The sequence below is a fragment of the Thermoanaerobacter siderophilus SR4 genome (assembly GCF_000262445.1).
In the GTDB taxonomy this organism is placed as follows: Bacteria; Bacillota; Thermoanaerobacteria; order Thermoanaerobacterales; family Thermoanaerobacteraceae; genus Thermoanaerobacter; species Thermoanaerobacter ethanolicus.
In genome coordinates this window covers 976,802-995,648 of sequence record NZ_CM001486.1, presented here as the reverse complement: position 1 = coordinate 995,648, position 18,847 = coordinate 976,802, and the positions used below count along the sequence as shown (strand labels likewise).

The following is an 18,847-nucleotide window of genomic DNA, read 5'->3' as shown; positions in this document are numbered from 1 at the left end:
CATACCTGATTATATTTTACCCTGTATTGAAAATTTTACTGTAACGTATATCACAAATTTAAATAATTTTTATGAATTTTTGTATCTAAAAGGCCTTATAAAGAGTTGCTAAACTGTTTAAAATCTGCTGAGATTGTGATATCTTAAAATAAAATCATAATTAGAAAAAGCAGTAATGAACATTAGGGCGGGTGAATTTTGTGAGGAGTCTACCCAATATGACAGAGGGAGAATACAGAAAATTGTATGCATTCTATCCGAGGAAAATTGTGTTGCTGATACTCCGACTCATTGCTTTTGTATAACTGCCAGAATAAATAGTATTGGAAGAGTAGTTTCAAAAAGTTTTGGCTATAGAAAAAGGTAATAAAAAATCAGAGAGTGTAAAACCTGCACTCTCTTTTTTTACAAATTATTTTGCAGAGTAATAGCATCTTTTAGGAGACATTATTAAATCTTCTTTTTTTAATTCTTTAATAGCCTTTTCAACTTCTTTTTTGTCAAGGCCGGATTTTTCTACAATATCACTAGGACGCAGAGGCTTTGAAGATTCTCTTAAAGTTTTTAATACTATCTCTTTGGCATCCATTTTATTTTTCCTCCTTAATACACATTACAATTTTATATTGATTACGATTCCATTATAATGTCAATTCTTATTTTTGACAAGAACTTCTAAAATAATTTTTTAACGATAAAATTAAGACTTCACTGGCTTCTCCAACTACTGCTTTTGTAGCTTTTCAACAAAGGGTATAGTTCTTTATTTTCTTTTTTTATTCTAATTGGTCATGCAGCTATGATGGAAGGATATGGATTAAGACTTAGAGATAAAGATGGCAAGATTATATGGGATTTTTCTTCAATGTCATATATGATGAATATGATGGGAAAATGGAATAAGAAAAATATTTCTGAAAAAACTCTTCCCATCATTGTAGATGAAAAAAACAGTGGGATATGTGGATATAATTTATTATGAGCCGATGATGATGAGTGACTTGGATTTTAAGTTTTTATATGACATTAGCAGATATAATGTTATAGCAACGGTGATAGCTATTTTTATAGCATTGATTATAAGTATTTATGTGTCAAATTATATTACAAGACCGTTAGTTAATATTACGGAAGTTGCTAAAAAGCTTGAAAAAGGTGATTTTACTGCAAAGGTATATGATATACCTAAAGAAGAAGAGCTATTTAAGCTCACAGCTGCAATATACTTTATTATATCATTATTTCGAGGCACAAAACATAGAAACAAAGAGAGGGATGCGATAGAAATTTTAAAAGAAAGATATGCAAGAGGGGAAATAAGCGAAAAGGAATATCTTGAAAGAAAAAAATACTTGAAAAAAATAATTATATTATCATTTTTACTCCAGCTCATTTATCATCCTTAATACTTCATCTGCTTGTATTGCGGCGACTGCCATGACTTTGGGTGCCAAAGGTTTTTTTTCATTAATCGATGTAACAAAATCCCCCACAATTGAAAAGTTTTTACCCCGTTTTATTTTAATATTTTCGCAATCACCAAATCCTGCGACACCTGAAGCCAAAACCACTTTTTTATTATGTTTTTGGGCTTTTTTAAAAATCAGCGTTTTGGTAAATTCATTGTCAACAGCTTCCACAACTATATCATGTTGAGGGATTAACTCATCTAAATTTGACTCATCAATTTTTATATTTTTGGCTGCTATGTTTGCGTGGGGGTTGATTTTAAAGAGAGTATCTTTAAGGGCTAATACCTTTTTTTCTCCTACATGGTGTAAAAAGTAATTTTGTCGGTTGAGATTTAAGATGTCTACCTCATCAAAATCAACTATTGTGAGGTTTTTAATGCCACTTCTTATAAGCATTACTGCAACATTTGAACCAAGTCCACCACAGCCAATGAGAAGAATTTTTACTCTTGAAAGCTTGTCAAGCATCTTTTCATCAAAATAATTTTTAAGCATTACATCAAAAAGATTCATGCATTTTTCACTCTCCTTACTTTGTTTGTAATTTTAAATGTTGACTTTTGTGTAAGAAAAAAGGCTGGTTTTAAAAATTTTTTATACTACCAGCCTTAGGTACAATCTCTATACTAGCTAACGGTATTAGAAACTTTTGTAAGTCTGCAAAAAGAACATTCTTCCGTTGTTGTGACATGGCCACAAGTTTTGCATTCCTTCAATTCAATATTTTCTACCTCTTTGAAATGTTTTTTGCCATTTTCAAGGAAGCCAATCAAAAAACGCTGTTTTGTGCCAGGACTTTTTTCTTCCAGTTCATTTAGCAATTCTTTATAAAGAATTGAACGAGCTCCAACTGAATAAGGACACTCTTCATGTAAAAATTCAATTTTGTTTAAAAGTACGTAATACATGTTTTCTTTTTCTGTTAAAGTATAAAGAGGCTTTACTTTTTTATAAGTTTCGGGTGAGTTTGAGGTAAAACTGGTCCCTGTCTTGCAAGATAGCTTTCTCCCCAATTCAAAATATTGCCTAAAAGTGTTGCTGCTTCGTCATCTAAATTGTGACCTGTTGCAATAACTGAAAATCCATTGTCGTAAGCTACTTTGTTAAACAGGTATCTTTTAATTGTTCCACATACGGAACAGGGGCTTCGTTTTAAAGTCTTTGAAAGCTTGTATATATCAAGCCCGAATTCTTCCTTAATATTTTTTACAATGAGTGGAAGATTGTTTTTCTTTGCAAAATTTTCAACCACCTTTTGAGACCTGTTTGAATACTCTCCAATTCCAAGGTTTATATACATTGCGACAACGTTATAACCTTCCTTGGCTAGAACGTCCCACAGAGCCATACTATCTTTGCCGCCAGATACTACCACTAAAACTCTATCGTCTTTTTTAAACATTTTATTTTTTTGAATGTTTTTTAAGACTTGGTTTCTATAATAATGTAAAAAACACTCAGCACAGAAGGCTGCATTATGCCTTTTTAGAGTGATAACTGCTTTTTTCTTACATCTTATGCACTTCAATTGGTAAAGCCTCCTTCTACTAACCTCCAGAAACTACTGATATTATCTCTACTACATCATCATCTTGAAGAATTTCATCTGGAGTAACTATTTCTCCATTTTTTATAAAGACATGTGATTCTAAATTTATATTCAACTCTTTCGCGAGTTTTTCAACATTTTTTGGAGCTTTTATTGTAATTTGATTGTCTTTTCCTACAAATATTACTGTCATTCTTGATACCCCCGTAGAACCAAATCTCGAAAATTGTGCGATAAAATTATTTATAACACATTTGAACTATTCGGTCAAGAATTTTAAAAGGAAGTAGAATGTTCAACAAATACATATTAATGAATGAATCAGGAGAGGTGAATACTATGCAAAATAATAAAAGGGCCTTTGTTTTAGAGAGGTTTGGTTGTGGAAGTTGTGTTACAGAAGCAAAAGGAATTGTGATTCTGATAGTTGTAAGCTTTTTTTGAGAATGATGACTCTAATAAAGTATACAGGAGAATCATTCAATATGGGATTTCTGCTATCTTGTTTGCGATAGCATTGCTATTTAATTTATTGGTTTATATCAAATTTACCTTATTTTTTATAAGTTATTAATCGCAGGAGGAGATGTCGTCTTAAAAGCTGCCAAAAATATTTTGAAAGGGCAGATTTTTGATGAGTATTTTCTCATGAGCATAGCGACAATTGGTGCTTTTGCTATTGGAGAGTATCCTGAAAGTGTAGCCGTAATGCTTTTTTACCAAATTGGGGAACTTCTGCAGGATATTGCTGTTGATCATTCGAAAAGGTCTATTATAGAGTTAATGAATATTCGTCCCGATTATGCTAACTTAAAAATTGGATATGAAATAAAGAGGGTTTCACCACAAGAAGTAAGACCGGGAGACGTCATCATAGTAAAGCCTGGTGAAAAAATACCACTGTTTCAAAAATACTAGAATTTATTGAAGAGGCTAGCAGTAAGAAAGCTCCTACAGAAAAATTTATGACAAAGTTTGCGAAATATTACACTTCTATTGTTGTTTTTTTGGCATTGATTATTGCAGTATTAAATATGCGTGTTATTGCAGCAGTGTGACAGAAGAAGAAATTATAAAGGCGGTAGTAGAATATGGCGCTAATACTATGAAAGAAGTTTTAAAACTTACGGGTGCAATGAGCAATTCCGATTGTCAAAGAAAAAATCCGTTGGGCAAGTGCTGCCATAAAATAGTGCAGGAAGCTATTGATAAGGGCTTGAATATTCGCAGTGGCTTGGTATAAAGGGCGAAGAGTATTCGCCTATTTTTATATTCTTATTTACCTATTTTAGAAAAAATAGTACAATTAAGGTGAAAACAATTTTTTCTAAGAGAATAGAAAATTAGCAGGAGGGGTTAGGGTGAATAAAATCATAACAAGGCCTCATGAGATTGATAAAAATGTTAGAGTGCTGTATGCGGGAAATCACTATATAAGTTTACCTGAGATAGATGTAGAGAAGGCTTCAATAAAAAATTTAAATATTGTTTCTCTTTCAAATAAAGGACTTGTGGAGCTTTCTGGAGAAGAAGCTTTGTTTAAACCTGTATTTTATAAAAAAGGTGAAAAACTTGAAATTGTAAAAAGTGAAGTATCAGAAGAGCTTTATTACATACCTAATATTAAACTGTATTTTTCAAACGGGGATTTTGTAATAATAAAAATCTATGCAGATATCAAGGAAAAAGGTTTTGTATATGAATTTGAAAGCTCTGAAGAAATAGAAGTTTATTTAGAAGTAAATCTTGATAAACTGTTCTTTTTAAGATTTAACTCTCATGAAATAGAATTTAAAAAAGAATTTAAAATTGACAAATGGCTTAAAAACCCTGCTTTAAACATTTATTCTTATAATATAGCTTTTTCACTTGCTTTTGGTGGAGAAAAAGATTTTGATTATGAGGAAAAGAATGAAAAAATAATACTTAAATCGAAAACCAATGGGACAAACTGTTTTTATATAAGTGTAAACTCCGATATGGATGGGGCTTCAACTACTTTAATTCATTTAAAAAGAAAAGGATTTAAAAATATATATAAAGAGTTTTACAACTGGCTTAAAAATAAGTATATAAAATATTCTCAAGATAAGGATTTAGAAAGTTTATTGAACAAAAACCTATTTTTTAACTACTTTTTCTCTATAGGAAAAGACATGGAATCCGACAATTATATTGCATTAACATCAAGAAGTCCAAGATATTATGTCTCAGGAGCCTTTTGGGAAAGGGATAGTTTTTTATGGTCTTTTCCTGCTGTAAAAATTATTGATAAAAGCTTTCACGATTACATTGCAAGGGAGATGATTTTAAGACACAGTAAAAATGCAGGGGCACATGCCCATTATATAGATGGAACGGTTTTATATCCCGGATTTGAGTTGGATGAGGCTGCCAGCTATTTTATACTACTTGAGAATATGGATGTGGATTTAGATGATATAGAGCTTGTAAAGGCATTAGAAGTTGTATACAGCCGAATTGAGGAAGAATATGACAGTAGGATAGGACTTTATAAAACTTTCTTGCTTCCCTCTGACGACCCTTCAGAGTACCCCTTTGTTACGATAGACAATGTAATACTCTGGAGAGGGTTTATAAACTTAAAGAATCTTTACTTAAAGCTTAACTGGTATAAAAAGGCGGATATGCTTCAGAAAAAGATAGACGGCATTTACAATGGAATATACAAATACCTTGTGACAGAGGTAGAAGGTAAGAGGATTTTTGCTTGGTCTACTGATGGAGAAGGGAATTATAAACTCTACAATGACCCACCCGGCAATTTAGGGCTTATGTATTATTATGACTTTGTAGACTATCAAAATGAAGTATTTAAAAATACAATTGATTACTATTACTCTCGAAAATACAAATATTATTTTGAAGATGCAAAAATAAAAGAGCTTGCCTGTGACCATCATCCCAATACACCCTCAGGTTTAGGGCTTTGTGGTAGCCTATTAAATCCCTTAATGAGGGAGGAAGCTTTGAAGTGGCTTAAGATGGCAAATATGGATTATGGGCTTTTAGCAGAGAGTTTTGACAAAGATACAGGGGAAGCAAAGACAGGAGTTGGTTTTGCAACTGGTTCAGGATATCTTGCAATGGCTCTTTATAGAATACTTTTTGAGGAGTGAGTTTTATGAGAGTAGCTGCAGCAGTTTTTAAAAGGGGTGATAGCGGAAGCTGTATAAGAAAATATGAGGAGGTTTTAAGAGAATGCGAGGAAAAGGCAGTTGACCTTGTGGTTTTTCCCGCTCTTACTGGAGAGGTATGTGATTTTGAAGAGGATTTTATAGAAAAAATTAGGGATTTTTCATTGAGGTATAAAGACATAGCTATAAATCCGGGAAGTTATTTTGAAAACCACGACGGAAAAGTTTATCATTCTTCTTTTGTAATGTTAAATGGAGAGATTAAACTATTTCAAAGGCAGTTATACCTTGCAAGGTGGGAGAGAGAATTAGGATTATCAAGAGATACGGCTCTTAAAATTGTAGATATAAAGGGATATAAAATTAGCATAATTCTTTCTACTGATGTGTTTTATCCTCAGGTTTCAAGATATGCGGCTTTAAAAGGTGTCAATCTGGTGCTTTCACCTGTTGCAATAAAAGGACAGAGAAATTTTGCAAGGCAGATAGCAGGGGTATGGCAAAATGTGCAGCAAAATTTGTTTTTTGCAATTGAAAGTGGATTTAAAGGAGAGTATAAAGGAAATAACTTTTATTCAGAGGCAGCTATACATGCTCCTTTAGAGATGACAAAAGACGATGATGGTTTTCTTGCCAAGGAAGTAGATTCTAATATAATAATTGCGGAACTTAATGAGGTAGAGAGACAAAAAGCTATTTCTAAATTTGATGTGATAAAACAACTTAATATAAACTCCTATAAAGGGATTTTTAGGTGATTGATATGAAAAACATTTTAGAGATTGTTTTTGAAAGCAAAATGTCTGAGAAAAAAGTTAATAACTATTTAAGAAGATTACATGGGTTTTCAAGAGGAAATTTTATTTTAAAGAAAAAAGGGAAAGTAAGGGTCGCATGTGTGGAGAGGGAAATAAAAGTTACAAATTCTTTTGAAGAATATGCCGAAAGGATGAGAAAATTTGTAGAAGAGGCAGCATTAAAAGGAAGTGATATAGTAGCCTTTCCTGAATACAATTTTTTTGATTTGTTAGGGCTTATTCCCGGATTTGGCAAGCTAAATAATTTTCTAAATAAAAAGGCAAAAAGTGAAGAGGTTTCAAATAGCGAAGGTGGTGGAGAAGGATTACTCAAAGTTATATTTAAATCTATATCAAAAGCTTATCAAGAGGCTTATGAGAAGATAATGAGGGATTTTGCTAAAAGGTATGGAATTTATATTTACACAGGAAGTTATATTATCACTGAAAATGGCAATTTGTACAATGGTGGCACGTTAATATCAAGAGAAGGTGAGATTTTAGGAAGGCAGAAGAAAATTCATTTGACAGATTTTGAAGAGAAGATTGGTATAAAGAGGGATGAGGAACTTAAAGTATTTTCTCTTGATATAGGTAAGATTGCATGCCCTGTTTGTATGGATGCCACATATTTTGAGACCTTTAGAATGGCTTTTGAAAAGGGGGCGGAAATTGTAATACTGCCTATTGCCAATATGGAGGAGTACAATTTCTGGAGAGCTTTAAGGGGAATATGGCCAAGGGTACAGGAGTCGTACGTTTATGGTGCAAAAGCTTCTTTAAACGGATGGATAGGAGGAATTCACTTTACAGGGAAAGCAGCTATTTTTGCTCCCATTGATATGACTGAAAATGAAGATGGAATAATTGCAATTGCGCCTCATTATGAAGGTGATTATGTCGTAACTTCCGATTTAGACATTGAAAGGCTATATGAAGTAAGGGAAAAAGCGGAATACTTTAAAGATGTGAATGAGGAATTTGAGAAGGATTATTATGAAAAGGTGTATGAGAATTTTAGGAGGGTAAAAGATGAAAAATAATAGATTTTTTGTGCTTTTTATGTATTCTTTGGGGTATTTAGGAATTTCCATATTTACACAGACTGCGGTAAAGTGGTATCAATATTATTACACTCCTCCAGCATTTAATACTCAAGGGCTTAAGATACTTGTACCAATAAGCCTTATAGGTTTTTCTATGATAGTTGCGAGAATATTTGACGGCATATCTGACCCAATAGTTGCTTATTATTCTGACAAATTAAATACCAAAATGGGCAGGAGAATACCTTTTGTGCTATTTGGCTCACCTGTTTTGATGATTTCTTTTATAATGATATGGTTTCCTCCTGTTTCTGAGGTGTCAATAGTAAATTTTGTTTATCTCACTTTTGTATTAAGTTTATTTTTTGTGTCTTTTACTGCAGTTGTGGCGCCGTATCTTGCTCTCATACCTGAAATAACTAAAGATGCAAAAGAAAGAATTACACTTACTATGATGCAAGGGATAACGCAGATTATAGGTGTTATGGTAGCAGAAGCAGGGTCGGGAATTCTGATTGGGATTTTTAATTTTAAAATTATGGGAATTATATTGGGAATCTTTGCTTTTATTACTTTAATGCTTACGCCTATTTTTGTAAAAGAAGAAAAAATAGAGGAAGAAAATATACCTACAGTGGGGATGTTTACTTCTATTAAGATGACTTTGGCAAATGCGGATTTTATGTATTACCTTACTGCAGCAACAGCTTTGTGGTTTGGCATAAATACCTTGACTATAGCAATGCCTTATATAACTGAGGTGCTTTTAAAGACTCCAGCTGAAGATTCTGGCTTTATGATTGCAGGTGCATTTGTTGTGGCAGTTTTGTTTAGCTTCTTTGTGCCGAAGCTTACACTATTATACGGAAAGAAAAAACTTCTTATGGTGTTTTCTATAATATTTGCTTTCATTTTAACTCTTACTGGACTTTTTGGGACTGTTTTTAATAAGACAGTTTCTATAATTATCATTTTATTAGCTGGTATACCGCTTTCTGTATTCTTTGTAGTACCTAATGCAATGATTGCTGATATAGCGGAATTGGATGGGATTAAGACAGGGCAAAGAAGAGAGGGAATGTTTTTTGGAGCTCAGGGATTTATAATAAAAATAGTAATAGGGATTTCTTCTCTTGTAACTCCACTTTTATTTAAGATTTTTGGGTATAATGCAGAAAATCCGCTTGGTTTACAGCTTTGTGGGCCTTTAGCAGGTGCTATAATTATACTAAGCTTAATTGTGTTTAATAAATATTCTTTGACAGAAAAAGAATTGGAGAGGTATAAGTTAGAGAGTAAAAAATAAGGGCTTTTTGCCCTTATTTTCATTCAGATTTCCATAGACCGTGCAAATTGCAGTAGGACCACGCTTTTAAATCTTTTGCATCTGTTACAAAAACTGCTTCAGGCTTTTCACCTGGTTTTAATACTTTTCTCATGTATACCCCATCAGCTAAGAGAGAAATCCATTCAATCCAATGCTTTTCTTCCATTGGGTGAGGTATACTTCCTACTTTTACTGTTACAATATTTCCATTTCTTTCAATAACAGGTGTGTGCTTTTCTGTGCCTGTATCTCCTGTTTTTTCTTGCATTTTTACCATTGGTTCACCACAGCAGACTAAAGTGCCAACCCCTTCGTGAAGTACTTCTACTATATTTCCACATTTTTCACATTTGTAAACTCCATATAAATCAGCCATTTTTATTCCTCCTTCTATGTAAAAGTGTGAAATTAAAATTAAGTTTCAGAAGATAATATATTTTAACGGAAATATATTATCTTCTATATTTATAATACATTAAAATTTTTTAAGTTTCAAGAGGGAGGGAAAAATTTTTTATAAATTGAGTTACAAATATCGGACAATTGAAAAATGCAATTGTTAATTTTTATAAAAGTATGATAATATAATGGTGAGGAGGTGGTAAAATGCACAAAATATTGGTAATTGAAGACGATGTTAATATAGCTAAATTTGTAAAAATAAATTTGGATAAATACTACGAGACTGAAATAGTGCATGAGGGTGAGAAGGCACTTTATTTATTAGAAAGGGAAAGGTTTTCTGTTATAGTGTTGGATATAATGCTTCCGGACATAAGTGGTTTTGAACTTTTGAAAAAGATAAGAGCCATGAAAGTGAATACTCCAGTAATTATCTTGACAGCCAAAAGCCAGGATGTGGATAAAATCTTGGGCTTAGAGCTAGGAGCAGATGACTATATAACAAAACCTTTTAACCCGAGAGAACTTGTCGCCAGAGTAAGAGCGGTTATAAGAAGGGTTTATGAATTTAATGCTTCAAGTAAAAGTATCAATTTGTTGGAATATGATGAAATAAAATTGGACTTGATCCAGAATAAGGCTTTTGTAAGAGGAAAGGAGGTTTTTCTTACTCCGAGAGAATTTCAGATTTTAAAGATGTTGATGACAAATAGGAAAAAAGTTGTAAAGAGAGAGGAACTTATTGCTTCTATATGGGGCGATTCTTTTATCGAGGATACGAAAACTTTGGACGTACATATACGAAGATTGAGGGAGAAAATTGAAGTAAATCCTGACCAGCCGAAATATATACATACCCAATGGGGAGTTGGGTACTATTTTGGGGGAAACTAAATGAGTATAAAGATTAAACTTACCATTTCATATATTTTATTGATTACAATGATAATAATTTTTTTCGGAGTCATATCTACTTTAACTCTTGAAAAATATTATATTGACAATATAATTGAGATATTAACTTCTCAGGGCACTTCTTTTTCTCGTGTGTTTGACAGCTACATTGATGCAGATATATATACAATAAGCCAAGATGTAGTTAAAAAGCTTGCTACAGATACTAATGCTCAAGTTCAGGTTTTAAATATGGAAGGTATGCTTTTAGGAGATTCCACACTTTCATCTACTCCTGTCCCTGTCAAAATACTCACCCCGGATGTCATACAAGCTATTTCTGGAGAAAGTGGAGTTTATACAGAAAAAATCAATAATGAAAGAGTTTTACACGTTTCGGTTCCTGTAAAAAACAAATTAAATTATGTGGCAATTTTGAGGCTTTCTTCTTCTTTGGAGGAAGTTTCCAACATAATAAAAAGACTGGTTTTATTTTTAGCGCTTGTTTTGACAGTGTCTTCTTTAGTTGCGTTGATAATAGGATTTTTTATAGCAAATGAATTAACAAAACCTCTTGAAATGGTAAAAAAGGCAACTCAGGAAATGGCAAAGGGCAATTTTAAAGTGAGAGCGGAGAAAACTTCAAATGACGAAATAGGAATACTTGCGGATTCTTTTAACAAAATGGCCGAAGAATTGGGACACTTAGAAGAGATGAAAAATGAATTTATAAGCAATATTTCTCACGAATTAAAAACACCTCTTACTTCCATAAAAGGATTCGCGATAACTGCGATGGATTTGGTAGAAAAAAATAGTGAACTATATGAGTATTTGAACATTATTGATGAAGAAACAGATAGGCTTTCTCGTTTAGTGGATGAACTTTTGGATTTTTCTAAGATAGAATTAAATAAGATTAAACTAAGTTTTGAAGAAGTAGAGTTAGATAAATTGATAGAGGATACAGTCGCAATTTTAAGACCTCATGCTAGCAATTATGGAGTAAATTTAATTTGCAAAAAAAAGATTGATAGGGTTGTCATAAATGGGGATGTAAATCGATTAAAACAAGTATTAGTGAATATAATTGACAATGGAATAAAAGCTTGTAGTAGAGGAAAATATGTTAAGGTGTTTCTTGACATAAAGGACAAAAAAGCTGTAATAAGGATTGAAGACCAGGGACAAGGAATTCCGCAAGAGGAAATAAAATATATATTTGATAAATTTTATAGAGGTAAAAATAATAAATACAGTGGCACAGGATTGGGACTTGCTATTTCTAAAAAGATAATTGAAGAACACAAAGGGACTATTACTGTAGAAAGCGAGGTAGGAAAAGGTAGTGTTTTCACTATTGAGTTGCCTTTAAAAGATAGATAAATTATTGACAAACTCCTTGATTTGTATTATTCATTATATAGGTTATTTTTTATGAAAGGAGATTTAAATATGAATACCACGCCTACCTCATCTAGACTTCATATTGCGCTTTTCGGTAGAAGAAATGCGGGAAAATCAAGTCTCATTAATGCTTTAACAAATCAAGAAGTGGCTCTTGTGTCTGATATTGCAGGCACTACTACTGACCCTGTCTCAAAAGCTATGGAGATACTTCCAATCGGACCAGTGGTAATTATTGATACTGCAGGATTAGATGATGTAGGGCCTCTTGGAGAGCTGAGAGTAAAAAAGACCTATGAAGTTCTAAATAAAACAGACCTCGCTATTCTTGTGATTGATGGTACAGAAGGAGTTACAGAATTTGAGGAAAAGATTTTACAGATAATAACGGAGAAAAACATCCCAGTTGTAGGGGTTATTAATAAAAAAGATTTGTCAAATTATTCACAATTACAAAAAAAGAATGGGAAAAAAGATTAAATCTAAAACTGATAGAAGTTTCTGCTAGAAACAAAGAAGGAATAGAAGAACTTAAAATGATGATAATAAAAAAAGCACCAAGCGATGATAGTATAAAATTGGTAGGGGATTTGATAAAAACTGGTGATTTAGTGATTTTAGTTGTGCCTATTGATAAAGCAGCTCCAAAGGGGAGGCTTATACTTCCCCAGCAACAAACTATAAGGGACATTCTTGACACTGGCGGTATAGCACTAGTAGTAAAAGATACAGAATTGGACAAAGCATTAAAAAGCATAAATAATAAGCCTTCTTTGGTTATTACAGATTCACAAGTTTTTAATAAGGTTGGTGCTATTGTTCCTCCTGACATACCTCTCACTTCATTTTCAATACTTTTTGCCCGATATAAAGGAGATTTAGAGGAGCTTGTAAAAGGGGTAAGAGTTATCGAAAAATTAAAGGAGGGCGATAAAGTTTTAATTGCAGAAGGGTGTACCCACCACAGACAAGAAGATGATATAGGAACAGTTAAAATACCTCGTTGGCTAAGACAAAAAACAGGAAAGAATTTGCAATTTAGCTGGTCTAGTGGTATGACATTTCCTGCGGATTTGGAATCTTACAGTTTAATTGTTCATTGTGGAGCTTGTATGCTAAATAGAAGAGAGATGCTTTATAGGATTTCTTACGCTAAAGAGAAAAAAATACCTATCGTAAATTATGGAATTTTAATTGCTTATGTCAATGGGCTTCTTCCAAGGGCTATTGAAATATTTAAAGAGGCAAAAAGGATATATGAGGAAGAGTAGAAAAAAATTAGAATGGGAAAAACATTATACTTTATACACTTTTTTATATTGAAACACTAAGACATAAAGTGTATACGAAAGGGCGATTATTCCACTTACTATAAAAGTTATGTGGGAGCCAAACTTTTGAGATAATGTACCAGCATACAATGAGCCTATAGGAGTTACTCCACCAAAAACCAAAGAATAAACACTCATTACTCTTCCTCTGAATTCATCTGCAGAGTTAATTTGTATAGTAGTGTTTGCGGAGGAACTAAAAGTTATCATAGACCACCCTGCTAAAGCTAAAAGTAAAGCTGTTAATAGATAATTACTCTGTATTCCTATGAGGATTTGAAAAATTCCAAGACCTATGCCACCGCCAAACAAATAAACGGGTTTTACTCCTCTTCTGCTTATTGAAGCCAGTACCAATGCTCCAATTAGTGCTCCTGTTCCCATTGCTGACATAAGCATACCATAACCAGTAGCTTCTCTGTGAAGTACATCTTTAGTAAAAACGGGAACTAATACATTGAAATTCATTGAGAAAGTGCTTAAAATTGCAATCATGAGTATCGTGGTGAGTATAATTGGAGTATTTTTGATGTATATTAACCCGTCCTTTAAGTCATCAAAAATCTTTGCTTTGACATCATTAGTTTTTGGCGTTTTTCCTTCTACGGTAATTAATATGAGTCCTATTATTACAGCAATAAAGCTTGCAGAATTTAAATAAAAACATACAGCATATCCTAATTTGCCAATTAATATTCCTGCAATTGCTGGTCCTACTATTCTTGCTGCGTTAAACACTGCAGAGTTTAAAGCAATGGCATTCATTAAATCTTTTTTGCCAACTAAGTCAATGATGAAAGATTGCCTTGCTGGCATATCTATTGTATTCAAAAAGCCATTAAACAAAGCCAAAGCCAAGATTTCCCAATAATTTATTATCTTTAAAGCAGTCAAAGTGGCCAAGATAAAGGCAGAAATTGCAAAACTTGACTGTGTAAATAAAATTAGTTTTCTCTTTGGGAATCTATCTATTACAACGCCTGCGAATAGAGAAAAAAGCATCACAGGTAAAAACTGAACAGCACTTACTAGCCCCAATAAAAAAGACGAATTTGTCAGTTTAAGAACTAGCCAACCTTGGCCTATATTTTGCATCCATGTGCCTATAAGGGAAATCATTTGTCCAAACCAGAAGAGCCTAAAATTTCTGTGTTTAAGAGCAGGAAAAGAATATTCTAATTTTTCCACTGTATTCATTTATTTTTCTCCTTGCTATTAATTTTCATATAACAGCTCTATTGATTGATTAAAATATTTTTTAGCTTCCTCTGGATTATTTAGGGCAATATACAGATTTCCCAATCCTTTATAGGCTTCGGACAAGTCCTTTTTAAGGCCAAGGGTTTTGAGTATTTCTACAGATTTTAAAAGTTCTTTTTCACTTAATTCGAACTGGCCTTGTTTTAAATGTAAATTTCCTAATATTGTATAAATTCTACCCATTTCTTCTTCTTCTCCTAGTTTTGTTACGATTTCTAAAGATTGATTTAAATATTCTAATGCTTTGGGATAATCTTCTTTTAAATAGTAAATTCTTCCGATTTCTGTGAGATTGTATGCCATTCCTCTTTCATTTCCTAAATCTTTATACATCGAATAGCTCTTTACAAAATATTTTTCTGCAATATCATACTTTTTTAAATCTGTATATACAAAACCTAAATAATTGTATTCATTAGCAATATCTTCTTTTAAGTTTAGGGTTTTACTTATCAGAATAGCACGCCTTATATATTTTAAAGCATCCTTATATTGTTTAAGCTCGTGATTTACAAGTCCTAGTCCATTATTTGACAAAGCAATAAAATCTACTGCTTTAATTTGAGTAGAATATTCAAGGCATTTCATATAATAATCTCTTGCTTTAATAAATTCTCCCATTTTACTGTATAAATTTGCTATACTATAAAGTATGCGGGATTTCAACTGTGTGTGTTTTAAAGAGTATTTTTCAAAACCATCTAAAGCTTTTAAATAATTTTCCAATGATGATTGAAATTTTTGCAGATTGCCCAAACACAATCCTTTCATGTAATGCATTTCTACTATAATTTCAGTCAATGAGCTTTTTTCAAAATATGGAGATATTTTATCTAAAATTTCAAGAACTTTTGTATAGTCTTTGATAGCAAAATAAGATTTGGCTAGGTAAAAATTTATCAAATTTGTTGAATACTCATCTATTGCATTGTCTAAAATATCGATGTATAATTTAATAGCTTCCTCATAATTTTTGTTATCAAAAGCTTTTTGAGCAGTTAAGAACTTTTCTAAAATATTTTTGTATTTTGCAAGTTCTTTTTTTAATTCTTCTTTTTCGACATAATCCTCATCTAAAAAATAAACAACTGGCTTATTTAACTTTTGAGCTATGAAATTTAAAGCTTTCAAGGAAGGGCTTATCTTACCTTTTTCTATAAGACTTATATAGCCCTTTGAAAATTCATCCCCTGATAAATCTCCTTGTTTTAAGAATTGCCTTTTTCTTTCTTCCCTGATTCTTTTGCCTAATTCTACCATATCCATGTAATACCACTCCTTAATGCAGATGCTAAAATATATTATAATTTAATTTGGCAACTTTTTCAACAGATTTGTACAGAGTAAATTTAATTATATAAAAATTATGATAAGTGATATAATATTATTTGTACATTTTAATGTTAGAGGTGGTTTTTGTGAATAAACTATTTATTGTAGGATTAGGACCGGGCTCACCAGATACTATTACAGTAGGAGTATTGGAAAAGATGAAAAGAGCTGATAAAGTCTTTTTGAGGACCGAAAAACATCCTATTGTTTCATATCTTAAAGAGCAAGAAATTATTTTTGAAACTTTTGATAAAATATACGAAAAAAGTATGACTTTTGAGGAAGTTTATGAAAATATTGCTCGGGAAATAATAGATATAGCAAGAAAATATCGAAATGTGGTATATGCTGTGCCGGGGCATCCCCATGTTGCAGAAAAATCAGTAGAGTACATATTAAACTTTTGCAAAGACTGTGCCGATATATCAGTAGAAGTTATACCAGCTGTTTCTTTTATTGATGCAATTATAAGCGATTTAAAAATTGACCCTATTTATGGGTTGAAAATAATCGACGCTTTATCTTTAGATACTCAAAAGCCGGATAAAAGATGCCATAATATAGTAGTGCAAATATATGATAAATTTGTCGCCTCAGAAGCGAAATTAAAGCTGTCAGAAATATATGGCGATAATTATCTTGTAACTTTAATAAAAAATGCAGGAATTAATGGTAGACAAGTGATAGAAACGATGCCACTTTATATGATTGATAGAATTGATTGGATCGATTATCTTACTTCGCTATATATTCCTCCTGTTCAAAAAATTTTTCAAGAAAAGTATGACATATATGACCTTTTAGAGATAATGAGAATTTTAAGAAGTGAAAAGGGATGTCCATGGGATAAAGAGCAGACTCATCAAAGCCTTGAAAAATATTTGGTGGAAGAGAGTTATGAGTTAATTGATGCGATTGAGAAAGAATCTGAGGATAAGATGGCAGAAGAGTTAGGAGATGTGCTTTTACAAGTTGTATTCCATTCACAAATTGCAAAGGAGAGGGGAACATTCAATTTTTGCGATGTAGTAGATGGCATATGCAAAAAGATGATTTGGAGGCATCCTCACGTTTTTGGGACCGTAGAATTAAAAACTTCTAAAGCCGTATTAGAAAAATGGGATGAGTTGAAAAAAGAGGAGAAGAATTTAAATTCTTATACGGAAGTTTTAAAAGATGTGCCAAAGCATATGCCTGCTCTTATCAGAAGTTATAAGGTCCAGGAAAAAGCAGCAAAGGTGGGTTTTGATTGGGAGAGGGTTGAGGATGCAATTTCTAAAGTTTATGAGGAGTTAGAAGAATTAAAGGAGGTGTATAAAGGGAAAGATAAAGAAAAGATTATTGAGGAAGTTGGAGATTTAATTTTTGCAGTGGTAAATGTAGCTAGATTTTTAGATGTAGAACCAGAAAGCGCAACTCACAACACAGTGGAAAAATTTATAAAGCGATTTGAATACATAGAAAAAACTGCAGCAAAAAATGGACAAAAATTGGATGAAATGACATTAGATGACATGGATAAGCTATGGAATGAAGCAAAGATGAATAAATTTGATAAAAAAAATGAAAAATAAGCGTATATTAGCAGGATTTTTCGATTTTGTGAAGAATAAATAAGAGTAAAACATATTTAAAACTAAGGAGGTATTGTTGTGAATAAGGCAGATCTTGTTGCGAAAATTGCAGAAAAAAGTGAGTTAACAAAAAAGGATGCTGAAAAGGCATTGAATGCTTTCATCGAGGCAGTAGAAGAAGCATTGAAAAACGGTGACAAAGTTCAATTAGTAGGATTTGGTACATTTGAAGTAAGAGAAAGAGCAGAAAGAAAAGGAAGAAACCCTCAGACAAGAGAAGAAATAACAATTCCTGCTTCAAAAGCTCCTATCTTCAAAGCAGGAAAAGCGTTGAAGGATTTAGTAAATTCTTAAGAAAATCAGGTCTTTATGACCTGATTTTCTTACGTGCGCCCGGCATGGGCGATAACTAGGCGGTGAAAGTCCGCTGTGGGCTTGGTAGTGGGAACCACTAGCCAAGAGCAAGGGTGTCCATCGTGAGGTGGAATCTGAAGGAAGCTTAAGGCAAAATCTCGGTCTGATGAACAAGAACCAGATAAGAGGCTGAATTGGGATGGATGAGTTTGCGTAACAAAACGAAGTCCAACACTACCCGAATCCCATACAGTAAATCTGGCAGATATATGAGATGAAAGTTATCGTTCTTACCCGGGGAGGTCTCAAGGATAAGTCATGGAAGTAAAATCTGAAGTGACAACCCATACAGTGATGTATGGTTGAACCTTGAGAAGTCAGCAGAGGTCATAGTACTTATCTAGACATGAATAGATAAGGAAGGACCGAACGTTAGGAGGTTTTGGAAATCTTATGGACTCGAAAGATATGCAGAGACTGCAGACAACTCAACAAAGAGGCTATCCGTTGAATAGAGAAATGGAATTTCAAAAGACAACGGAAGTGCATAGTATATCATCGGCGTCGGAAGATGGAAGAAACGAGGTACAAAGATATACCGGCAAGATGCTTGAAATGATAGTAGAACGAGGGAACATGGAAGCAGCATACAAGCGCGTTGTTGCAAATAAAGGAAGCCATGGAGTCGATGGGATGGAAGTAGATGAACTTCTACCGTATCTCAAAGAAAACTGGCCAACCATAAAACAACAACTGCTGGAGGGGAAATACAAACCACAACCAGTGCGAAGAGTAGAAATTCCCAAACCAGATGGAGGAGTAAGACTACTAGGAATACCTACAGCACTAGATAGACTAATACAACAAGCAATAGCCCAAATACTAGAATAAAGTACTACAACCATACATTTTCTAGATAGCAGTTATGGATTCAGACCAGGACG

Annotated in this window: 16 protein-coding genes and 5 pseudogenes; 14 read left to right on the top strand and 7 right to left on the bottom strand. The window is 32.8% G+C overall.

Annotated elements, in window-relative coordinates; translation table 11 throughout:
* Positions 1–412: 412 nt before the first annotated feature.
* Positions 413–589 carry a MarR family transcriptional regulator gene (locus THESIDRAFT1_RS04880; RefSeq protein ID WP_003869722.1) on the bottom strand — a complete coding sequence of 59 codons (177 nt, stop codon included), beginning with the start codon at positions 587–589 and terminating at the stop codon, positions 413–415.
* 195 nt (positions 590–784) lie between these two features.
* On the opposite strand from THESIDRAFT1_RS04880, the pseudogene THESIDRAFT1_RS13860 reads away from it, so the two are divergent.
* Positions 785–1,223: pseudogene (locus tag THESIDRAFT1_RS13860) on the top strand (HAMP domain-containing protein); the annotation flags it as partial.
* A complete protein-coding gene (locus THESIDRAFT1_RS14880) occupies positions 1,221–1,406 on the top strand; it encodes an SHOCT domain-containing protein (protein WP_425274151.1) in 186 nt (61 codons plus the stop codon). The pseudogene THESIDRAFT1_RS13860 and the gene THESIDRAFT1_RS14880, both read left to right, overlap by 3 nt.
* Here the strand turns inward: THESIDRAFT1_RS14880 and thiF are convergent.
* The 3 genes and pseudogenes from thiF to THESIDRAFT1_RS04855 all read right to left on the bottom strand — a co-directional run bounded on the left by thiF (position 1,380) and on the right by THESIDRAFT1_RS04855 (position 3,214).
* A complete protein-coding gene (gene thiF / locus THESIDRAFT1_RS04865; protein ID WP_003869724.1) occupies positions 1,380–1,985 on the bottom strand; it encodes a sulfur carrier protein ThiS adenylyltransferase ThiF in 606 nt (201 codons plus the stop codon). The two genes, THESIDRAFT1_RS14880 and thiF, sit on opposite strands and share 27 nt — an antisense overlap.
* A gap of 113 nt (positions 1,986–2,098) precedes the next feature.
* Positions 2,099–3,000 (bottom strand): annotated as a pseudogene (locus THESIDRAFT1_RS04860) (PP-loop family protein).
* A gap of 19 nt (positions 3,001–3,019) precedes the next feature.
* Entirely contained in the window at positions 3,020–3,214 is a 195-nt protein-coding gene (locus tag THESIDRAFT1_RS04855; protein WP_006569711.1) for a MoaD/ThiS family protein, read from the bottom strand.
* Between the two features lie 146 nt (positions 3,215–3,360).
* On the opposite strand from THESIDRAFT1_RS04855, the pseudogene THESIDRAFT1_RS12935 reads away from it, so the two are divergent.
* The 6 genes and pseudogenes from THESIDRAFT1_RS12935 to THESIDRAFT1_RS04825 all read left to right on the top strand — a co-directional run.
* Positions 3,361–4,067: pseudogene (locus THESIDRAFT1_RS12935) on the top strand (heavy metal translocating P-type ATPase); the annotation flags it as partial.
* A gap of 8 nt (positions 4,068–4,075) precedes the next feature.
* Positions 4,076–4,264 (top strand): bacterioferritin-associated ferredoxin, encoded by a 189-nt coding sequence (locus THESIDRAFT1_RS04845; RefSeq protein WP_039929175.1) that lies wholly within the window; start codon positions 4,076–4,078, stop codon positions 4,262–4,264.
* A gap of 118 nt (positions 4,265–4,382) precedes the next feature.
* Positions 4,383–6,161 (top strand): glycoside hydrolase family 125 protein, encoded by a 1,779-nt coding sequence (locus THESIDRAFT1_RS04840; RefSeq protein ID WP_006569710.1) that lies wholly within the window; start codon positions 4,383–4,385, stop codon positions 6,159–6,161.
* A gap of 5 nt (positions 6,162–6,166) precedes the next feature.
* Positions 6,167–6,937, top strand: coding sequence for a carbon-nitrogen hydrolase family protein (locus THESIDRAFT1_RS04835; RefSeq protein WP_003869730.1), 771 nt, complete (start codon positions 6,167–6,169; stop codon positions 6,935–6,937).
* Between the two features lie 5 nt (positions 6,938–6,942).
* Entirely contained in the window at positions 6,943–8,019 is a 1,077-nt protein-coding gene (locus THESIDRAFT1_RS04830) for a nitrilase-related carbon-nitrogen hydrolase (RefSeq protein WP_006569709.1), read from the top strand.
* The gene (locus THESIDRAFT1_RS04825) at positions 8,009–9,328 is read left to right on the top strand and encodes an MFS transporter (RefSeq protein ID WP_006569708.1); all 1,320 of its coding nucleotides are present in this window, start codon (positions 8,009–8,011) and stop codon (positions 9,326–9,328) included. The genes THESIDRAFT1_RS04830 and THESIDRAFT1_RS04825 overlap by 11 nt, the downstream gene beginning before the upstream one ends.
* Before the next feature lie 19 nt (positions 9,329–9,347).
* Here THESIDRAFT1_RS04825 and THESIDRAFT1_RS04820 read toward each other — a convergent pair whose 3' ends face one another.
* Complete coding sequence (locus tag THESIDRAFT1_RS04820; protein ID WP_003869733.1) at positions 9,348–9,725, bottom strand: desulfoferrodoxin; 378 nt, start codon at positions 9,723–9,725, stop codon at positions 9,348–9,350.
* 230 nt (positions 9,726–9,955) lie between these two features.
* Between THESIDRAFT1_RS04820 and THESIDRAFT1_RS04815 the strand changes: the two genes are divergently transcribed.
* The 3 genes and pseudogenes from THESIDRAFT1_RS04815 (at position 9,956) to hydF (ending at position 13,323) form a co-directional block, all read left to right on the top strand.
* Positions 9,956–10,645: a response regulator transcription factor gene (locus THESIDRAFT1_RS04815; protein WP_004398809.1), complete on the top strand. Its 690-nt coding sequence runs from the start codon at positions 9,956–9,958 to the stop codon at positions 10,643–10,645.
* Positions 10,646–12,031, top strand: coding sequence for a sensor histidine kinase (locus THESIDRAFT1_RS04810; protein WP_006569707.1), 1,386 nt, complete (start codon positions 10,646–10,648; stop codon positions 12,029–12,031). It begins immediately after the preceding gene.
* Positions 12,032–12,100: 69 nt separating this feature from the next.
* Positions 12,101–13,323 (top strand): annotated as a pseudogene (hydF, locus tag THESIDRAFT1_RS04805) ([FeFe] hydrogenase H-cluster maturation GTPase HydF).
* 24 nt (positions 13,324–13,347) lie between these two features.
* Here hydF and THESIDRAFT1_RS04800 read toward each other — a convergent pair.
* Together THESIDRAFT1_RS04800 and THESIDRAFT1_RS04795 are read right to left on the bottom strand one after the other, a co-directional pair.
* Positions 13,348–14,580 carry an MFS transporter gene (locus tag THESIDRAFT1_RS04800; RefSeq protein ID WP_003869737.1) on the bottom strand — a complete coding sequence of 411 codons (1,233 nt, stop codon included), beginning with the start codon at positions 14,578–14,580 and terminating at the stop codon, positions 13,348–13,350.
* Positions 14,581–14,598: 18 nt separating this feature from the next.
* The gene (locus THESIDRAFT1_RS04795) at positions 14,599–15,909 is read right to left on the bottom strand and encodes a helix-turn-helix domain-containing protein (protein ID WP_004398806.1); all 1,311 of its coding nucleotides are present in this window, start codon (positions 15,907–15,909) and stop codon (positions 14,599–14,601) included.
* A 152-nt stretch (positions 15,910–16,061) separates the two neighbouring features.
* On the opposite strand from THESIDRAFT1_RS04795, the gene yabN reads away from it, so the two are divergent.
* The 3 genes and pseudogenes from yabN to THESIDRAFT1_RS13850 all read left to right on the top strand — a co-directional run.
* Positions 16,062–17,549, top strand: a complete 1,488-nt coding sequence (gene yabN / locus THESIDRAFT1_RS04790; protein WP_006569706.1) for a bifunctional methyltransferase/pyrophosphohydrolase YabN — start codon at positions 16,062–16,064, stop codon at positions 17,547–17,549.
* Between the two features lie 78 nt (positions 17,550–17,627).
* Positions 17,628–17,903 (top strand): HU family DNA-binding protein, encoded by a 276-nt coding sequence (locus THESIDRAFT1_RS04785; protein WP_003869740.1) that lies wholly within the window; start codon positions 17,628–17,630, stop codon positions 17,901–17,903.
* 453 nt (positions 17,904–18,356) lie between these two features.
* Positions 18,357–18,847: pseudogene (locus THESIDRAFT1_RS13850) on the top strand (group II intron reverse transcriptase/maturase); the annotation flags it as partial.

Excerpts from the sequence above, each read along its gene's own strand:
- THESIDRAFT1_RS04880 (WP_003869722.1), bottom strand. The coding sequence starts at position 589 with ATGGATGCCAAAGAGATAGTATTAAAAACTTTAAGAGAATCTTCAAAG.
- thiF (WP_003869724.1), bottom strand. The coding sequence starts at position 1,985 with ATGAATCTTTTTGATGTAATGCTTAAAAATTATTTTGATGAAAAGATG.
- THESIDRAFT1_RS04855 (WP_006569711.1), bottom strand. The coding sequence starts at position 3,214 with ATGACAGTAATATTTGTAGGAAAAGACAATCAAATTACAATAAAAGCT.
- THESIDRAFT1_RS04835 (WP_003869730.1), top strand. The coding sequence starts at position 6,167 with ATGAGAGTAGCTGCAGCAGTTTTTAAAAGGGGTGATAGCGGAAGCTGT.
- THESIDRAFT1_RS04830 (WP_006569709.1), top strand. The coding sequence starts at position 6,943 with ATGAAAAACATTTTAGAGATTGTTTTTGAAAGCAAAATGTCTGAGAAA.
- THESIDRAFT1_RS04825 (WP_006569708.1), top strand. The coding sequence starts at position 8,009 with ATGAAAAATAATAGATTTTTTGTGCTTTTTATGTATTCTTTGGGGTAT.
- THESIDRAFT1_RS04820 (WP_003869733.1), bottom strand. The coding sequence starts at position 9,725 with ATGGCTGATTTATATGGAGTTTACAAATGTGAAAAATGTGGAAATATA.
- THESIDRAFT1_RS04815 (WP_004398809.1), top strand. The coding sequence starts at position 9,956 with ATGCACAAAATATTGGTAATTGAAGACGATGTTAATATAGCTAAATTT.
- THESIDRAFT1_RS04810 (WP_006569707.1), top strand. The coding sequence starts at position 10,646 with ATGAGTATAAAGATTAAACTTACCATTTCATATATTTTATTGATTACA.
- THESIDRAFT1_RS04800 (WP_003869737.1), bottom strand. The coding sequence starts at position 14,580 with ATGAATACAGTGGAAAAATTAGAATATTCTTTTCCTGCTCTTAAACAC.
- THESIDRAFT1_RS04795 (WP_004398806.1), bottom strand. The coding sequence starts at position 15,909 with ATGGATATGGTAGAATTAGGCAAAAGAATCAGGGAAGAAAGAAAAAGG.